We start from the raw sequence: 15,716 nt of genomic DNA, 5'->3' as shown, positions 1-15,716 counted from the left end.
GTAAACTAAAGCTTACACTGCGCTAATCGGTCGCGTTGTCGATGGGGGCCATGCGCGGCGGCTTTCACAAAATCCGCAGCCGATCAAGTGCTTTGTCATGACCACCGTACGGTGGGTCTTTTGACAAGGATTTCCGTTTACGGTCTTGTCGCATGGCGTGGCCTGCAACCGCGCGCCCGGCCCTCTCGAAGTGGAACAGTTCCAATGAACGATATTCTTGTCCCGGCCGACCCCGCCGATCTGATCGACCGGATTGTCGCGCTGCAATTGCGTATCGACGCGATGGACGATCCGTCGCTGCAATCCGAGCTGCGTCGCCAGCATGGGCTGCTGTCGCGTCTGGCGGACCGGATCATGCCGCCCGATGATATCTTGCCCGATCTGATCCAGCAGCTTGGCGATGCGCGCAGGGATCTGGCGAGCCTGCTGACGGATCTGCAGATCTGCGACGCGCGCAAGGATTACGGCATTGCTTTCGTGGCCATGTCGCAGGCTTTGCTGGCGGCCATCGCCTCGGTTGAAGAGGCGCGCAAAGGCATCAACCAATGCTATGCGCGCCATGCCGCGCGATCCGCGACAGACGGCTGGCCCGAAAACTGAGCGTATTTTAATCGCATTGCAGCTTTAACGGCCCCTTCATATTGCAAACGCTAAAGCTGGCCTCGGGTGGCAGAGGTGCGGCATGACAAAAGCAAATGATAAGCCAACGATCATCAAGCGCAAAAAGGTGGTTGCCGGTGGCGGTCATCACGGTGGCGCCTGGAAGGTCGCTATGATTGTTGGTCCTTCAAAAGGCGCTTTGCGCCGGGTTGGTTCATAAATCTGCGGATATGCAGGTTGTTGCGCCATTCTGACGTTGATGTCGGCACCCCGGTGCCTGCCATCCTGCCGTTCGGGCAGTGCGCCGAGTTAAGCGCCGGATCCTGAACAACGGATTAATGTCCAAGATCGCGATTCAGCCAATTCGACTCAAATCAGGCCTTTCTGACCAGATCGGGCCGCGCGACCGGGCTGGCCGCAAAGCGCCCTGATTGATCATAGACCTGCAGCCCGTCGCGCACTGCCTTAAGGGCGGTCAGCCGCAGGCGCGCGGCGCTGATCCCCTTTAGCGCGGCGGCCAGCAGGGCCTGATTCCGCGTAAGCAGCCCTGATATTGCGCGCAGATCGGTCGCCGTGCGCGGCGCCTGCTGCAAATCGTCGAACAGCTGGTCCTTGCGCGCGGCCAGATCGTCAAGCACGGCATATTGCCCGGCCAGAATCGCCGTGGTTTCCGCCTCTAGCAGGCTGCGCAATTGGGCGATTGTCGGGTCACGCATCGATGCTGCGCTTCATCGCGTTGAACAGCGATTCGGCAAGGCCGATACCGCCCGATTTCGCCAGTTCATCTGACTGCGCGTCGCGCAGAAAGGATGAAAACTGATCCTCACCGATACCGCCGCTGAAAGAGCTGCTGCTGGTTCCCAGCCCCGCCGATTTCAGCATTTCCGACAGAAAAGTGGCTTCGAGTTTTTGGGCGGCTTCGCGCAGTTTGCTGTCGCCACTTAGCGATTCGGGGATGGCGATCGGCGCGCGCGGGGGCGACAATACGGGGATGATGGTCATGTCAAATTCCGTCAGTGGTTTTTTTCATCCTGCCGCAAAGCCGTAAACATTCAGTAAGTTTCTTCTGTCACAACATGCCGAACATTATCGGACAGGACATTGCATGTTTGTGCCCCAATTGATTCCCGCTGCATCGGCACTGCCCGAGGCCCCTGCCGGTGCTGTCGCGCTGGCAGGCCAGGATGATTTTCACCTTGCTTATGATGCGGCTGCCACAGTGCCGGCTATTGACCCGCCGCCCGTGCCAGATACGGCGATCATCATTCCCGATCTGGCTGCGGCTGTGGATCTTGATCCCGACATGCCGATTCTGGCTGGTGATATGATGGGGGAAATCAATCCTGATCAGGCGCTGATGACGATGGCAGAACCTGCGATCACCGCCGCCGGTCCCGATCCGAAAACCGCCCTGTCGACCATCGCGGTGGCCGACCCGCGCCAGCCGGTCAAAATCACCCAGCATGCGCTGGTCCAGATGATGTTTGACAGCCCCGCCGCGCCCGTCCCGCCGCCGGCTGCCGATGCACCCGTTCTGCCTGCGCCGACAAATGCGCTGCTCGCGCCGCGCCCGCCCGCCTTGGCAGAGGAAATCGCCCGGGCCAATCTGCCCGATCCGGCCCTCGTCCCCACCCCGCGCGACGCCCTCACCATAAAGCAAGACGCAGCAATCGCCCGCATGGCCAGCGCTGTCGCCGCCCCGCCGACCCAGGCACCGCTGCCGGCTGCCGTGCCGCTGCCGGTTGCCGCCGCGTCACCACCTGCCGCGCCAGCGCCGGCGCTGGTGCCGCTGCCGGATGACATCCCCGCAGCTGCGCCGCCCGCTATCGCCGTGGATCGGGCGGTGCCGCCGCCTGTCGTGGCCATGGTCAAGCGACCCGAGCTTGTCACCCCGGCTGTCAAAGGGCTGGACCCTACGGGGGGCATCGCGCTTGGGGGTGACGAAAGTGCTGTGCTATTTGCCCCTGCTGGCGATACGACGACAACGGCGGGCGCGGCCAGGGCATGGGATACGTCAACTGCGCCTGCGCTTGCCCGCCATGTTGCCCAGCAGCTGGCGGTCACCATCACGCAGACCGGTGGACAGCTGACCGAGATCGCGCTGAACCCCGATGAATTGGGCCGGGTCCGGATGAGCATGTCGCTGACCGACGGCACCTTGATGTTGCATATCAATGCGGAACGGCCGGAAACAGCCGATTTGCTGCGGCGTCACATTGATACTTTGGCGCAGGAATTCCGCAGCCTTGGCTATGACGATATTTCCTTTGATTTCGGCGATGGGCGCAGACAGGACGACGCGCGCCATGACGCCGGTCCGCTGCCTGACCATGCCGAAGATGTCACCGAACAGCAGGTGCCGGACCTCACAGAAATGCCACAGCCGCGCAGCGGCCTTGACCTGCGCCTTTAAGGAGAGATGATGGAAATCGCCCAATCCACCAGCACGATTGCAGTGAATAACACGCAAGCGCCTGCGGAATCGCAATCCGCGGTCAGTTCCGATTTTGAAACCTTCTTGCGGATGCTGACCGCGCAGATGAATAATCAGGACCCGCTCAACCCCGTTGAATCAACCGATTTCGCGACGCAGCTGGCGACATTCTCAGGCGTCGAACAGGCCGTGCTGACGAATGATCTGTTGCGGGGGCTTTCGCTGCAACTCGGGGTTTCGGGGTTGGCGGCCTGGGTCGGCAAGGAAGTGCGCGCGCCTGCGCCCGTCTATTTTGACGGGGCACCCGTGACGCTGCACCCCAACCCCGCGGCGACCTCTACCGCTGGCGAAATTGTCGTGCGTGATGCTGGCGGGGCGGTGGTGCAGCGGCTCGCGTCACCTGCGACGACTGACCCTGTGCAATGGGACGGTGTCGGCAGCAACGGGGATCGCTTGCCCAATGGTGTCTATAGTTTCGCCTTTGTCAGCCTAAGAGATGGCCAGACCTTGGGCGAGAACCCTGTCGAAACTTATAGCACAGTCAAAGAGGTCCAGTCGACTGGCGGGCAGACCAGCCTTGTCATGGATGGCGGCATCGTGATCCTGTCGGGCGATGTGACGGCGCTGCGCAATGCATCATGATGCGCCGTAGCGCAGGTAATCGGGTGCAGATTGCCTGCAAAAGGCCAGCAATAGGCGGCAACGCATCACCCGCCACCCATCTGGATTACATCAGCTGGCCCAGCCACATCGCGCCGCCAACCAATACCCCCCCCAACGCCATCCACGACAGGCGCGCGATCCTGCGTTGCGGTTTCGGTTCGGGTGCCGGGTTGTTCAGGCGGATCAGGGCCTCTTCGGCAAGGCGTGGCAGCTGCGGGCCAAAGCGCGACAGGATCATCGCGGTGCGGCCAAGGTCGCGCAGCAGGGCCTTTGGCCCGATGCTGTGCTTGATGTAATCTTCGACCACGGGTTTCGCGACTTCCCAGATATTCATCCGTGGATCAAGCGACCGGGCCACGCCTTCGACGACGACCATCGTGCGTTGCAGGTGGATCAGCTCTGTGCGGGTTTCCATGCCGAAACGTTCGGTCACCTCGAACAGATAGGACAAAAGCCGCGCCATGGAAATGCGGCTGGCATCCATGCCAAAGATCGGCTCGCCCACGGCGCGCAGGGCGCGGGCGAATTCATCGACGTCGCGGTTGGCGGGGACATAGCCTGCCTCGAAATGGACCTCGGCGACGCGCTGGTAATCCTTGCGGATGAAGCCGAACAGAATTTCGGCATAGACGCGGCGGGTATATTCGTCGATCCGGCCCATGATCCCGAAATCATAGGCGATGATGTCGCCGGCCGCGTCGACCTTGAGATTGCCTTGATGCATGTCGCCGTGGAAATAGCCGTCGCGCAGCGCATGGTTCAGGAACAGCCCCAGCACACGGTTCGCCAGCACGCGCCGGTCATGCCCTGCGGCATCCAGCGCCGGATTATCGCCGATCCCGGTGCCTTCGGCCCAGTCCAGCGTCATGACTCGCCGCCCCGACAGGTGCCAGCGGACCTGCGGCACGGTAAAGCCCGTGTCATCCTTGGTATTGGCGGCAAATTCGGCGGCGGCAGAGCTTTCCAGCCGCAGGTCAAGTTCGCCCATCACCACGCCTTCGAAATGCGTGATCACATCCATCGGGCGCAGGCGGCGCGACGCAGGCGACAGCACTTCGATCGTGCGGGCGGCGAAATAAAAGGCGTCGATATCCCGGCGAAAGGCCTTTTCGATGCCGGGGCGCAGGATCTTGACGGCCACGGCCTCGCCGGTGTCGGCCAGATGGGCCTTGTGGACCTGCGCCAGTGATGCAGCGGCAACCGGGGCGGAAAAGCTGGAAAACAGCTTTTCGACGGGCATCCCCAGCTCTCGCTGGATTTCGGCCTTGGCCTCGGCCATGGAAAAGGGGGGCAGCTTGTCTTGCAACACGCGCAGCTGCACGGCCATGTCAGCGCCCACCACATCGGGGCGCGTCGACAGGATCTGCCCGAATTTGATATAGGCCGGGCCAAGCGCCGTCAGCGCGCGGGGGGCGGGGGGCATCAACGGATCGCCTTTGTAGCCCAGCCATTGGAACGGCCAGACCAGCGATCGCAGCGTGACGCGCAGCAAGATCCCAACGTCGAAAGCGTCCAGAATCACCTTCATCGCACCGGTGCGTTCCAGCGTCGCACCTGTCCGGATCAGGCGGATGATATTATGAGGTCCGCGCACCCTAAAGCTTCCACCCCGAATGCAGCGCCGCCACACCCAGCGTCAGGTTGCGGTATTTCGCATTGCCGAAGCCTGCGTCGCGGACCATGCCAAGGAATGTATCCTGATCGGGGAATTGTCGGATCGATTCGACAAGATATTGGTAACTGTCACGATCCCCCGCGATGATCTGGCCCATGCGTGGGATGACGTTGAAGGAATAGGCGTCATAGGCGGCCTGCATCATCGGGTTCGGGATCTGGCTGAATTCCAGCACCATCAAGCGTCCGCCGGGTTTCAGCACGCGGTAAGCCTCGGCCAAGGCGTCTTGCGGGCGGGTCACGTTCCGGATGCCGAAGGAAATCGTGTAAACGTCGAAGGTATTCGCCTCGAAGGGCAGCGCCATCGCATCGCCCACCACCCAGTCAAGGCTGTCGGACATCTGCGCTGCCTCGGCGCGTTTGCGGCCTTCGACCAGCATGGATTCGGTCAGGTCAAGCACGGTCGCATGCCCGCGCCCCGCGCGTTTGAGGAAACGGAACGACACATCGCCCGTGCCGCCGGCCACATCCAGCAAGCGCTGGCCGGGACGGGGCGCCAGCCAATCCATCATCGCATCTTTCCAGATCCGGTGGATGCCGCCGGACATCACATCATTCATGATGTCGTATTTGCTGGCGACAGAGGAAAACACGCCCTGCACGCGGCCTGCCTTTTCATCTTCGCGGACGGTGTCGAAACCGAAATGCGTGGTCTTGTCTGTATCGTCGGTCATCGGGGCTTGTGGTCCTTTGCGCTGGTCCCAACTATAGGGCGCAGACAAAGGCTTACAACGCCGACCCGCCGATAGAAAGTCCGCCATGCCCGAATTGCCCGAGGTTGAAACCGTCAAGGCTGGAATAGCCCCCGTCATGACGGGGCAAGTGATCGCGAAAGCCGAGGTCAACCGGCCCGATCTGCGCTGGCCTTTTCCCGAAAACATGGCGGACAGGCTGACCGGACGGCGGGTCTTGGCCCTGCGGCGGCGGTCGAAATATATTCTGGTCGATCTTGATAGCGGCGAAACCTTGCTGATCCATCTGGGCATGTCGGGGCGGATGCTGGTCTCGGGGGCGCCGCAGGGGGTGTTTTGCCATCCCCATCCGGCACCTGCGAAACACGACCATGTTGTGCTGCATATGGATGGCGGCGCGCGGATCACCTTTAACGATGCGCGCCGTTTCGGGGCGATGGATCTGATGCCGACGGCGGCGCAGGACGATCATTGGCTGATCCGCGATCTGGGGCCGGAACCCTTGGGCAATGCGTTCGACGAAACCTATCTGGTCGCGCGGCTGAAAGGGCGCAACACCCCGATCAAATCGGCCTTGCTGGACCAGCGGATCGTGGCCGGGCTGGGCAATATCTATGTCTGTGAGGTGTTGTTTCGCGCCGGTATCGACCCAAGGCGCAAGGCGGGCCGGATCGCGCCCAGCCGCATCGCCTCCTTGGTGCCGCTGATCCGCGACGTGCTGACCGAGGCGATTGCCGCGGGCGGATCGAGCCTGCGCGATTACCGCCAAAGCGATGGTGAGCTTGGCTATTTCCAGCATGGTTTTCAGGTCTATGACCGCGAAGGCGCGCCATGTGTCACCCCCGATTGCGGCCGTCCGATCAGCCGCATTGTCCAATCGGGGCGGTCGTCTTTCTTTTGTGCCCAATGCCAAAGATAACTTGAACCATGCGCTGCCTTTGTTAAGCACGGGACTCTGATCATCAGCAAAAGGACAGCGGCATGGCCTATGAGAACATCATCGTCGATACGCGCGACGACGTGGCAACCATCACGCTGAACCGGCCCGATGCGCTGAACGCGCTGAACGGCGATCTGCTGCGCGAGCTTTGCACAGCGCTGGAAGAGGCCGACACCAGCGACAAGGTGCGCTGCATCATTATCACCGGATCGGACAAGGCCTTTGCCGCCGGTGCGGATATCGCCGAAATGGCGGATAAGAGCTTTGTCGATCTTTACACGACCCGGTTTTTCGAAAATGAAACCGACCGTTTCAACCGAACCCGCAAGCCGATCATCGCGGCTGTTGCAGGCTATGCGCTGGGTGGCGGCTGCGAATTGGCAATGATGTGCGATTTCATCATCGCCGCCGATACCGCGAAATTCGGCCAGCCCGAGATCAATCTTGGCGTCATCGCAGGGATTGGTGGGACCCAGCGGCTGACGCGCTGCGTTGGCAAGGCGAAATCCATGGATATGCATCTGACAGGCCGGTTCATGGATGCGGCAGAGGCCGAACGCAGTGGGCTGGTCAGCCGCGTTGTCCCGGCCAAGGAACTTTTGGCCGAGGCGCGCAAGGCAGCGGTCAAGATCGCCGCAAAGTCGCAGATCGCGGCAATGGCGGCCAAGGATGCGGTCAACCGATCTTTCGAGACCACGCTGGCCGAAGGGTTGCATTATGAACGCCGCCTGTTCCAATCGCTCTTCGCCACTGATGATCAGACCGAAGGCATGACCGCCTTTCTGGAAAAGCGCGAGGCGCAGTTCCGCGACCGCTGATATTTCGGGTTTCCTTCGGGGGAAAACTGCACTAAAGCCCGCAACACATGCGCGAGAGGCCCGCCTAGGCCAGAATCACCGGTACTGAACCCGGTCGGGGCTTTTTGCGCTTAACAGATCAATTTGACCCGACGAAGGGAAAGACCCATGGCAAATACACCGCAGTCCAAAAAACGGGCCCGTCAGAACGATGCGCGTTTTCAGGTTAACAAAATGCGCCGTTCGCGCATCCGCACATTCCTGCGCAAAGTCGAAGAGGCCATCACCTCTGGCGATCAGGCCGCCGCGATCGCAGCATTGCGCGCCGCCCAGCCCGAACTGATGCGCGGCGTGACCAAAGGCGTCGTCCACAAGAACACCGCCGCGCGCAAAATGTCGCGCCTGTCCGCCCGTGTGAAAGCAATCGGCTGATCCACCGGCACCATCCGGCCAGATTCGACAGACGCGCCCTTTGCGGGGCGCGTTTTTTTTTGTGCAGGTGTTGCAGGCCTGCCGAGAATCTGGCGCAAAACCAAGACGCCAGAGATTCTTTTCGGGCAAAGGCAGAGTCAAGCACGTTGTTATGTTGAAGCAGCCCTAAACCCCTTGCTAGCTTGACGCTGCGATTCACATCGTTCCGGGGGGACATGGGGGGATCGATCCGGTCTGACATCCGCAAGCCTGCTGTTGCTGCAAGGGTGGTCAGAATATGAGGGTCGGCCTTCGTGCAAATGTGACTGGGGTAAACTGCGAAAACGTAGGATCCCGCATTTGTGTCTGCGTGGACATCAAGGGCTGCTCTTTGGTGTTCGTTGCTGCTGTGTCACCATGCGTCTGCCGTTTTGGTGCGCGAGTAACATCGTGTGCCCTGAATGGACTGTAGCTTGATAAAGGCATTTCGACCGGGGTGGACACCTCGGCCGCCTGAAATGTTGTTGTCGACGGCGATGTGACATGGCGAAGATGGGTGCGGCTCTGCTGTGGGGTTGTGCGGGGTGAGGGTAAAGAAAAGAATGACGAACGATATCTGGGCAAAGGTGCTTCTGACACTCAAGGGGGCGCTTGGGGTGAACAATTTTTCCAACTGGATCGAACCGCTGGAATTTGCCCAACTGGCCGATGGTGTTGCCGTATTTCATGTGCCGACCAATTTTATTGGCAATTATGTCTCTCAGAATTTTGGTGATCAGATCATCTATCACCTCGGCCAGCAGGGCGAGGCTGTGCAGCGCCTGCAATTCAAAGTGCCCGCGGTGGCGCAGGCTGCGCCGAAACCCGCGCCCAAGCCTACGGCCCGCACTGTCAGCGTTGACGAAATCTCGGGCTCGCCGCTGGATGCGCGGTTCACCTTTGACACATTCGTCGTCGGCAAACCCAATGAGCTGGCCCATGCCGCCGCACGCCGCGTCGCCGATGGCGGCCCAGTGACCTTTAACCCTTTGTTTCTTTATGGTGGGGTCGGTCTGGGTAAAACCCATCTGATGCATGCCATCGCGCATGAATTGCAGCGCCGCTCGCCGGAATTGAACGTGCTCTATCTGTCGGCTGAGCAATTCATGTACCGTTTCATCACCGCGCTGCGCGAACGCAAGATGATGGATTTCAAGCAATTGTTCCGGTCAGTCGATGTGCTGATGGTCGATGACGTGCAATTCATCGCGGGCAAGGACAGCACCCAGGAAGAATTTTTTCACACATTCAACGCGCTTGTGGATGGCCAAAAGCAGATCATCATTTCCGCCGACCGCGCCCCCGGAGAGATCAAAGACCTCGAAGACCGCATCAGGTCGCGCCTGCAATGCGGGCTGGTCGTCGATCTGCACCCCACCGATTACGAATTGCGGCTGGGCATCCTGCAATCCAAGGTGGATACGTTTGCGGCGCAATATCCCGGGCTGGCGGTCGCGCCCAATGTGCTGGAATTCCTTGCGCATCGGATTTCCACCAATGTCCGCGTACTCGAAGGCGCGCTGACCCGTCTGTTTGCTTTTGCATCCTTGGTGGGCCGCGAAATCAATCTGGAACTGACGCAGGATTGCCTGTCCGATGTGCTGAAAGCCTCTGATCGCAAGGTCACGGTCGAGGAAATACAGCGCAAGGTGTCAGAACATTACAACATCCGCCTGTCCGACATGATCGGCCCCAAGCGCGTGCGCAATTATGCCCGCCCGCGGCAGATGGCGATGTATCTGGCCAAGCAGATGACCAACCGGTCCTTGCCCGAAATCGGCCGGCGCTTTGGTGGCCGCGACCATACGACCGTCATGCATGGTGTGCGCAAGATCGAGGAACTCAAACAGCTGGACAGCCAGATCGCGGATGATCTGGAACTGTTGCGCCGCGCATTGGAAGCATAGCCGCGCTTGACGCTGGGCCTTGCATCAGAAACAAAACACTTGAGGCCGCGCCGGAATGCAGTAGATTTCGCGTCCCGGCCACGTCCGGCAACAAGATAGGCGGAGATTGGGACATGAAATTCAGCATTGAACGCGCGGTATTGCTCAAGGCGGTCGCGCAGGCCCAATCGGTCGTCGAACGGCGCAACACGATCCCGATCCTTGCCAATGTGCTGATCGAGGCGCAGGGCGACGAGGTGCATTTCCGCGCCACCGATCTTGATATCGAAATCGTCGACAAGGCCCCCGCCAAGGTGGAACGTGCCGGCGCGACAACCGTGTCGGCCGTCACCTTGAACGAGATCGTGCGCAAATTGCCCGATGGCGCGCTGGTCACCCTGATCGAGGAAAGCGCCACAGGCCGCCTGACGATCGAGGCGGGCCGGTCCAACTTTTCGCTGGCGACGCTGCCCAAGGAAGATTTCCCCGTCATGGCCTCGTCCGATTACGCGGCGAATTTCTCGGCCAAGGCACCGGTGTTGCGGCGGCTGTTCGACAAGTCGAAATTTGCCATCTCGACCGAGGAAACGCGGTATTACCTGAACGGCGTTTATATGCATGTCGCGGATGGGGATGACGGCAAGGTTCTGCGCTGCGTGGCAACCGACGGCCACCGCCTTGCGCGGATCGATGCGGAATTGCCGATGGGTGCCGAAAGCATGGCTGGCGTGATCGTGCCGCGCAAGACCGTGGGCGAGCTGCGCAAGCTGCTGGACGATGACGATATGAAAATCGCCGTCTCGGTGTCGGAAACCAAGATCCGCTTTGCCACGCCCGATATTACCCTGACATCCAAGGTGATCGACGGGACCTTCCCCGATTACACCCGCGTCATCCCGCAGGGCAACACCCGCAAGCTAGAGGTCGATGCCAGCGAATTCGCGCGCGCCGTGGACCGGGTGGCCACTGTGTCGTCCGAACGGTCGCGCGCGGTGAAATTGTCGCTGGATGAAGACCGGCTGATCCTGTCCGTCAATTCCCCTGATTCCGGTGCCGCCGAAGAAGAACTGGCCGTCGCCTATTCCGATGAACGGTTGGAAATCGGGTTCAACGCGAAATACCTGCTCGAAATCGCGAGCCAAGTGGACCGCGAAAACGCCGTTTTCATGTTCAATTCGTCGGGCGATCCGACCTTGATGCGCGAAGGCAACGACATGTCCGCCATTTATGTCGTCATGCCGATGCGCGTGTGACGGGGCACAAAATTTTTCGCGAAAAATTTTGTCGGGGGAAGAATTTTCGTGAAAATTCTTTGTGCGGGCCATGACCGCGCTGGCATTGTCTCAACTTGGCCTGTCGCATTTTCGGTCGCATAAACGCGCAGTGCTGGATCTGGACCCGCGCCCGCTGGCGATCTTTGGGCCAAATGGCGCGGGCAAGACCAATATCCTAGAGGCGGTGTCGCTTTTGTCGCCGGGGCGTGGGCTGCGCCGCGCGGGGGCCGATGATCTGGCGCGCAGGCCAGAGGCGCTGGGCTGGAAGGTCACCGGCATCCTGCAATCGCTTTATCAGGTCCATGAAATCGAAACCTGGGCCGAGGCAGGCCAGCCCCGCCAATTGCGCATCGACGCCAAGACGGCCCCCCAGCTGGCCTTGGGCCGGATCGCGCGGGTGCTCTGGCTGGTGCCCGCGATGGACCGGCTCTGGATCGAAGGGGCCGAGGGGCGGCGCCGCTTTCTGGACCGCGCGACGCTGAGCTTCGAGCCGAGCCATGCCGATGCTGTGCTGACCTATGAAAAGGCGATGCGCGAACGTAACCGCCTGCTGAAAGACATGGTGCGCGATCCGCATTGGTATGCCGCGATCGAAGGCCAGATGGCCGAGGCCGCAACCCAGATTACGACCAACCGCACACAGGCCATCGCAGCGCTGACTGCTGCGCAGGCCGCGGCGGTTAGCGCCTTTCCTACCGCGCTGTTGACGCTGACCCATGCGGACCCGTTGCCGGATGACCTGCAATCGGCGCTGGCCGATCATCGCAGCCGTGACATGGCCGCCGGGCGCACGCTGTTGGGGCCGCACCGCGCCGATCTTGACGCCGTCTTTGTCGATAAGAATGTGCCGGCCAGCGACTGTTCCACCGGTGAACAAAAGGCCCTGCTGATCAGCCTGATTTTGGCCAATGCACGCGCACTGGCGCAGGATTTCGGCGCGCCGCCGATCCTTTTGTTGGACGAAGTCGCAGCCCATCTTGACGCCAGCCGCCGCGCCGCGCTTTATGATGAAATCTGCGCGCTGGGCGCACAGGCGTTCATGACGGGCACGGGGCCGGAACTGTTCGCCGAGCTGGGGTCCCGCGCGCAATACGCCGAAGTCACCGAAACGCACGGCCAGTCGGCAGTGGAGCGCAAAGACGCAATATGACCGTTACCGCCTCGGGCCTTGTGCTGTATGCCGGTGCCTTGCTTATCCTGTTCGTCACCCCCGGTCCGGTCTGGGTCGCGCTGCTGGCGCGGTCCCTGTCGGGCGGGTTTGCCGCCGCGTGGCCGCTCGCGGTGGGCGTGGCGCTGGGTGATATCTTCTGGCCATTGGTTGCGATCCTCGGTGTGACATGGCTGGTCTCGGCCTTTGCCGAGGTGATGCTGGTGATGAAATGGATCGCTGTGGCGGTGTTCATATTCATGGGGATCGGGCTGATCCGGTCTGGGGGGCACGCGCTGCGCGCGGACAGCCGCCTGACACGGCCGGGGCGCTGGGCAGGCTTTGTTGCGGGTGTCGCGGTGATCCTTGGCAATCCCAAGGCGGTGCTGTTCTACATGGGCGTGCTGCCGGGATTTTTCGACCTGACACAGGTGACGCCGGCCGATATCTTTGCGATCTGCACGCTGAGCTTCGTGATCCCGCTAGTGGGCAATCTGCTGCTGGCGGGTTTTATCGGGCGAATGCGTGGCGCGCTGAAATCGCCTGACGTGCTGCGCCGGATCAATCTTGTCGCTGGCTGTTTGCTGGTTGCGGTCGGGGCCGTCATCGCGATCAGCTAAGCGCTTTGCAAACACACAAAATATGGTGTCATTCGCGTGACATCCCCGGCCAAACCGCATATATTTTGCGCATAGATGAACAGGACTGACCCCATGGCCGATGACGACAAGAAACAAGAAGAATACGGTGCCGATTCCATCAAAGTTCTCAAAGGGTTAGAGGCTGTCCGCAAGCGTCCCGGCATGTATATCGGCGACACTGACGACGGGTCCGGCCTGCACCACATGGTCTATGAGGTCGTCGATAACGGCATTGACGAGGCTTTGGCCGGTCACGCCGACCATGTCTATGTGCGGATCAACGCCGACAGCTCTGTCACCGTGGGTGACAACGGGCGCGGCATCCCCGTCGGCATCCATGAGGGCGAGGGGGTTTCCGCAGCCGAGGTCATCATGACCCAGCTGCATGCGGGCGGCAAATTCGACAGCAATTCCTACAAGGTCTCGGGCGGGTTGCACGGCGTTGGTGTCTCGGTTGTGAATGCCTTGTCGGATTTTCTGGAACTGCGCATCTGGCGCGAAGGCAAGGAACATTACGCCCGTTTCGAAGGCGGGTTCACCGTGGAATCCCTGCGCATCATGGGCGATGCCGACGGACGCAAGGGGACCGAGATCACCTTTCTTGCGGCCCTGACCACCTTTTCAAACCGCGATTTCGATTTCCATATTCTTGAAAAACGCCTGCGCGAACTGGCCTTTCTGAACTCTGGCGTGCGCATCATACTCGAGGATCTACGCCCCGCAGAACCGCTGCGCACCGAACTTTTCTACGAAGGCGGCGTGCGCGAATTCGTCAAATATCTGGACCGGTCGAAAACGCCGCTGATGGAAACGCCGATCTATGTCACCGGCGAACGTGACGATATCGGGGTCGAGGTCGCGATGTGGTGGAATGACAGCTATAACGAAATGGTGCTGCCGTTTACCAACAACATCCCGCAGCGTGATGGCGGCACGCATCTGGCGGGTTTCCGTGGCGCGCTGACCCGCGCGATCAGCAAATATGCGACCGAAACCGGCATTACCAAGAAAGAAAAGATCGCGTTGACAGGCGATGATGCCCGCGAAGGGCTGACCTGCGTCTTGTCGGTCAAAGTGCCCGATCCGAAGTTTTCCAGCCAGACCAAGGATAAACTCGTCAGCTCTGAGGTGCGCCCCGCCGTCGAAAACCTGATGGGCGAAAAGCTGAACGAATGGTTCGAGGAAAACCCCGCCACCGCAAAGGCGATCATCTCCAAGATCGTCGAGGCGGCTGCAGCCCGCGAAGCCGCCCGCAAAGCCCGCGAGATCCGCCGCAAATCGGCGATGGATGTGAATTTCAATGCCTCCAAGCTCAAGGATTGTTCCGAAAAGGACCCTTCCAAGACCGAAGTCTTTTTGGTCGAGGGTGACAGCGCCGGTGGGTCCGCCCAGACAGGCCGTGACCGTGGCACGCAGGCGATCCTGCCGCTGAAGGGCAAGATCCTGAACGTCGAACGCGCCCGGTTCGACCGGATGCTGTCCAGTCAGGAGATTGGCAACCTTGTCATGGCGCTGGGCACCGGTATCGGGCGCGATGAATTCAATATCGACAAGCTGCGCTATCACAAGGTCATCATCATGACCGACGCCGATGTCGATGGCGCGCATATCCGCACCTTGCTGCTGACGTTCTTCTTCCGGCAGATGCCCGAACTGATCGAAGGCGGGCATCTCTATATCGCGCAGCCGCCGCTTTATAAGGTCACGCGCGGCCGGTCCGAGGTCTATCTGAAAGATCAGGCCGCGATGGACGAATATCTGATCGAACAGGGCATCGAAGGTGCCATGCTGCGCCAAGGCAATGGCGAGGAAATCACCGGTGCCGATCTGCGCCGCATCGTCGACGAGGCCCGCCAGCTGAAACGCGTGCTAGAGGCGTTTCCGACCCATTACCCCCGCCATATCCTTGAACAGGCGGCCATTGCGGGGGCTTTCGTGCCCGGCGTCGTGGAAAACGATCTGCAGGGCACTGCCGACCGCGTGGCCCAGCGCCTTGATCTGATCGCGCTGGAATGGGAACGCGGCTGGCAGGGCCGGATCACGCAGGACAAAGGCATGCGTCTGGCCCGTATCCTGCGCGGCGTGGAAGAGGTGCGCACGCTGGATGGCACGATGCTGCGTTCGGGCGAGGCGCGGCGCACGGGGACGTTCACGCAAAGCCTGCAAGAGGTTTACAACCTGCCCGCGACGCTGGTGCGCAAGGACCGTAGCCAGCTGATCCATGGCCCGCTGGACCTGCTGCGCGCCATTCTGGAAGAGGGCGAAAAGGGCCTGTCCTTGCAGCGCTACAAGGGTCTGGGCGAAATGAACCCCGACCAGCTGTGGGAAACCACGCTCGACCCCGATGCGCGCACCCTGTTGCAGGTCAAGGTCGAGGATGTGGCCGAGGCGGATGATCTGTTCACCAAGTTGATGGGCGATGTGGTCGAGCCGCGGCGCGAATTCATCCAGACCAATGCGTTGAGCGTGGAAAATCTTGATTTTTGATGTGGGTGCAGGGGTGCGCTGAAGCGCACCC

The 15,716-nt window shown here is 60.8% G+C and carries 16 protein-coding genes; 12 read left to right on the top strand and 4 right to left on the bottom strand.

Annotated features, from left to right (window positions below; all coding sequences use genetic code 11):
• Positions 1-204: 204 nt before the first annotated feature.
• Complete coding sequence (locus LOKVESSMR4R_RS16515) at positions 205-600, top strand: hypothetical protein (RefSeq protein WP_087210835.1); 396 nt, start codon at positions 205-207, stop codon at positions 598-600.
• Positions 601-682: 82 nt separating this feature from the next.
• Positions 683-820, top strand: coding sequence for a hypothetical protein (locus LOKVESSMR4R_RS20300; RefSeq protein WP_420645894.1), 138 nt, complete (start codon positions 683-685; stop codon positions 818-820).
• Between the two features lie 154 nt (positions 821-974).
• Here the strand turns inward: LOKVESSMR4R_RS20300 and LOKVESSMR4R_RS16510 are convergent, their stop codons facing one another.
• Positions 975-1,316: a flagellar protein FlgN gene (locus LOKVESSMR4R_RS16510; protein ID WP_087210832.1), complete on the bottom strand. Its 342-nt coding sequence runs from the start codon at positions 1,314-1,316 to the stop codon at positions 975-977.
• Complete coding sequence (locus LOKVESSMR4R_RS16505) at positions 1,309-1,602, bottom strand: rod-binding protein (RefSeq protein WP_087210829.1); 294 nt, start codon at positions 1,600-1,602, stop codon at positions 1,309-1,311. The genes LOKVESSMR4R_RS16510 and LOKVESSMR4R_RS16505 overlap by 8 nt, the downstream gene beginning before the upstream one ends.
• A gap of 103 nt (positions 1,603-1,705) precedes the next feature.
• On the opposite strand from LOKVESSMR4R_RS16505, the gene LOKVESSMR4R_RS16500 reads away from it, so the two are divergent.
• Positions 1,706-3,013: a flagellar hook-length control protein FliK gene (locus LOKVESSMR4R_RS16500; RefSeq protein WP_087210826.1), complete on the top strand. Its 1,308-nt coding sequence runs from the start codon at positions 1,706-1,708 to the stop codon at positions 3,011-3,013.
• A 6-nt stretch (positions 3,014-3,019) separates the two neighbouring features.
• Entirely contained in the window at positions 3,020-3,676 is a 657-nt protein-coding gene (locus LOKVESSMR4R_RS16495; RefSeq protein ID WP_087210824.1) for a flagellar hook capping FlgD N-terminal domain-containing protein, read from the top strand.
• Positions 3,677-3,761: 85 nt separating this feature from the next.
• Here LOKVESSMR4R_RS16495 and ubiB read toward each other — a convergent pair whose 3' ends face one another.
• Positions 3,762-5,291: a 2-polyprenylphenol 6-hydroxylase gene (gene ubiB / locus LOKVESSMR4R_RS16490; RefSeq protein WP_087210821.1), complete on the bottom strand. Its 1,530-nt coding sequence runs from the start codon at positions 5,289-5,291 to the stop codon at positions 3,762-3,764.
• Position 5,292: 1 nt separating this feature from the next.
• Entirely contained in the window at positions 5,293-6,045 is a 753-nt protein-coding gene (gene ubiE, locus LOKVESSMR4R_RS16485; protein ID WP_087210818.1) for a bifunctional demethylmenaquinone methyltransferase/2-methoxy-6-polyprenyl-1,4-benzoquinol methylase UbiE, read from the bottom strand.
• 85 nt (positions 6,046-6,130) lie between these two features.
• Between ubiE and mutM the strand changes: the two genes are divergently transcribed.
• The 8 genes from mutM to gyrB all read left to right on the top strand — a co-directional run bounded on the left by mutM (position 6,131) and on the right by gyrB (position 15,685).
• Entirely contained in the window at positions 6,131-6,982 is an 852-nt protein-coding gene (mutM, locus tag LOKVESSMR4R_RS16480) for a bifunctional DNA-formamidopyrimidine glycosylase/DNA-(apurinic or apyrimidinic site) lyase (protein WP_087210815.1), read from the top strand.
• 62 nt (positions 6,983-7,044) lie between these two features.
• Positions 7,045-7,821 carry an enoyl-CoA hydratase gene (locus LOKVESSMR4R_RS16475; protein WP_087210812.1) on the top strand — a complete coding sequence of 259 codons (777 nt, stop codon included), beginning with the start codon at positions 7,045-7,047 and terminating at the stop codon, positions 7,819-7,821.
• Between the two features lie 147 nt (positions 7,822-7,968).
• Positions 7,969-8,232, top strand: a complete 264-nt coding sequence (rpsT, locus tag LOKVESSMR4R_RS16470) for a 30S ribosomal protein S20 (RefSeq protein WP_087210810.1) — start codon at positions 7,969-7,971, stop codon at positions 8,230-8,232.
• Positions 8,233-8,813: 581 nt separating this feature from the next.
• Entirely contained in the window at positions 8,814-10,157 is a 1,344-nt protein-coding gene (gene dnaA / locus LOKVESSMR4R_RS16465; protein WP_087210807.1) for a chromosomal replication initiator protein DnaA, read from the top strand.
• Positions 10,158-10,270: 113 nt separating this feature from the next.
• Positions 10,271-11,389 (top strand): DNA polymerase III subunit beta, encoded by a 1,119-nt coding sequence (dnaN, locus tag LOKVESSMR4R_RS16460; RefSeq protein ID WP_087210804.1) that lies wholly within the window; start codon positions 10,271-10,273, stop codon positions 11,387-11,389.
• A 70-nt stretch (positions 11,390-11,459) separates the two neighbouring features.
• Complete coding sequence (gene recF / locus LOKVESSMR4R_RS16455; RefSeq protein WP_087210802.1) at positions 11,460-12,560, top strand: DNA replication/repair protein RecF; 1,101 nt, start codon at positions 11,460-11,462, stop codon at positions 12,558-12,560.
• Positions 12,557-13,177 carry a LysE family translocator gene (locus LOKVESSMR4R_RS16450; RefSeq protein WP_087210799.1) on the top strand — a complete coding sequence of 207 codons (621 nt, stop codon included), beginning with the start codon at positions 12,557-12,559 and terminating at the stop codon, positions 13,175-13,177. The genes recF and LOKVESSMR4R_RS16450 overlap by 4 nt, the downstream gene beginning before the upstream one ends.
• 93 nt (positions 13,178-13,270) lie before the next feature.
• On the top strand, positions 13,271-15,685 hold the full coding sequence (gyrB, locus tag LOKVESSMR4R_RS16445) for a DNA topoisomerase (ATP-hydrolyzing) subunit B (RefSeq protein WP_087210796.1): 2,415 nt from the start codon (positions 13,271-13,273) through the stop codon (positions 15,683-15,685).
• The last annotated feature ends 31 nt before the right edge of the window (positions 15,686-15,716 follow it).

Origin of the sequence: Yoonia vestfoldensis (assembly GCF_002158905.1) — a bacterium.
Classification (GTDB): Bacteria; Pseudomonadota; Alphaproteobacteria; order Rhodobacterales; family Rhodobacteraceae; genus Yoonia; species Yoonia vestfoldensis_B.
The sequence above is the reverse complement of the archived record's forward strand: the minus strand, read 5'-3'. Positions and strand labels throughout refer to the sequence as shown.

Coding starts and splice junctions, on each gene's coding strand:
- LOKVESSMR4R_RS16515 (WP_087210835.1), top strand. CDS start 205: ATGAACGATATTCTTGTCCCGGCCGACCCCGCCGATCTGATCGACCGG.
- LOKVESSMR4R_RS20300 (WP_420645894.1), top strand. CDS start 683: ATGACAAAAGCAAATGATAAGCCAACGATCATCAAGCGCAAAAAGGTG.
- LOKVESSMR4R_RS16510 (WP_087210832.1), bottom strand. CDS start 1,316: ATGCGTGACCCGACAATCGCCCAATTGCGCAGCCTGCTAGAGGCGGAA.
- LOKVESSMR4R_RS16505 (WP_087210829.1), bottom strand. CDS start 1,602: ATGACCATCATCCCCGTATTGTCGCCCCCGCGCGCGCCGATCGCCATC.
- LOKVESSMR4R_RS16500 (WP_087210826.1), top strand. CDS start 1,706: ATGTTTGTGCCCCAATTGATTCCCGCTGCATCGGCACTGCCCGAGGCC.
- LOKVESSMR4R_RS16495 (WP_087210824.1), top strand. CDS start 3,020: ATGATGGAAATCGCCCAATCCACCAGCACGATTGCAGTGAATAACACG.
- ubiE (WP_087210818.1), bottom strand. CDS start 6,045: ATGACCGACGATACAGACAAGACCACGCATTTCGGTTTCGACACCGTC.
- mutM (WP_087210815.1), top strand. CDS start 6,131: ATGCCCGAATTGCCCGAGGTTGAAACCGTCAAGGCTGGAATAGCCCCC.
- LOKVESSMR4R_RS16475 (WP_087210812.1), top strand. CDS start 7,045: ATGGCCTATGAGAACATCATCGTCGATACGCGCGACGACGTGGCAACC.
- rpsT (WP_087210810.1), top strand. CDS start 7,969: ATGGCAAATACACCGCAGTCCAAAAAACGGGCCCGTCAGAACGATGCG.
- dnaA (WP_087210807.1), top strand. CDS start 8,814: ATGACGAACGATATCTGGGCAAAGGTGCTTCTGACACTCAAGGGGGCG.
- dnaN (WP_087210804.1), top strand. CDS start 10,271: ATGAAATTCAGCATTGAACGCGCGGTATTGCTCAAGGCGGTCGCGCAG.
- recF (WP_087210802.1), top strand. CDS start 11,460: ATGACCGCGCTGGCATTGTCTCAACTTGGCCTGTCGCATTTTCGGTCG.
- LOKVESSMR4R_RS16450 (WP_087210799.1), top strand. CDS start 12,557: ATGACCGTTACCGCCTCGGGCCTTGTGCTGTATGCCGGTGCCTTGCTT.
- gyrB (WP_087210796.1), top strand. CDS start 13,271: ATGGCCGATGACGACAAGAAACAAGAAGAATACGGTGCCGATTCCATC.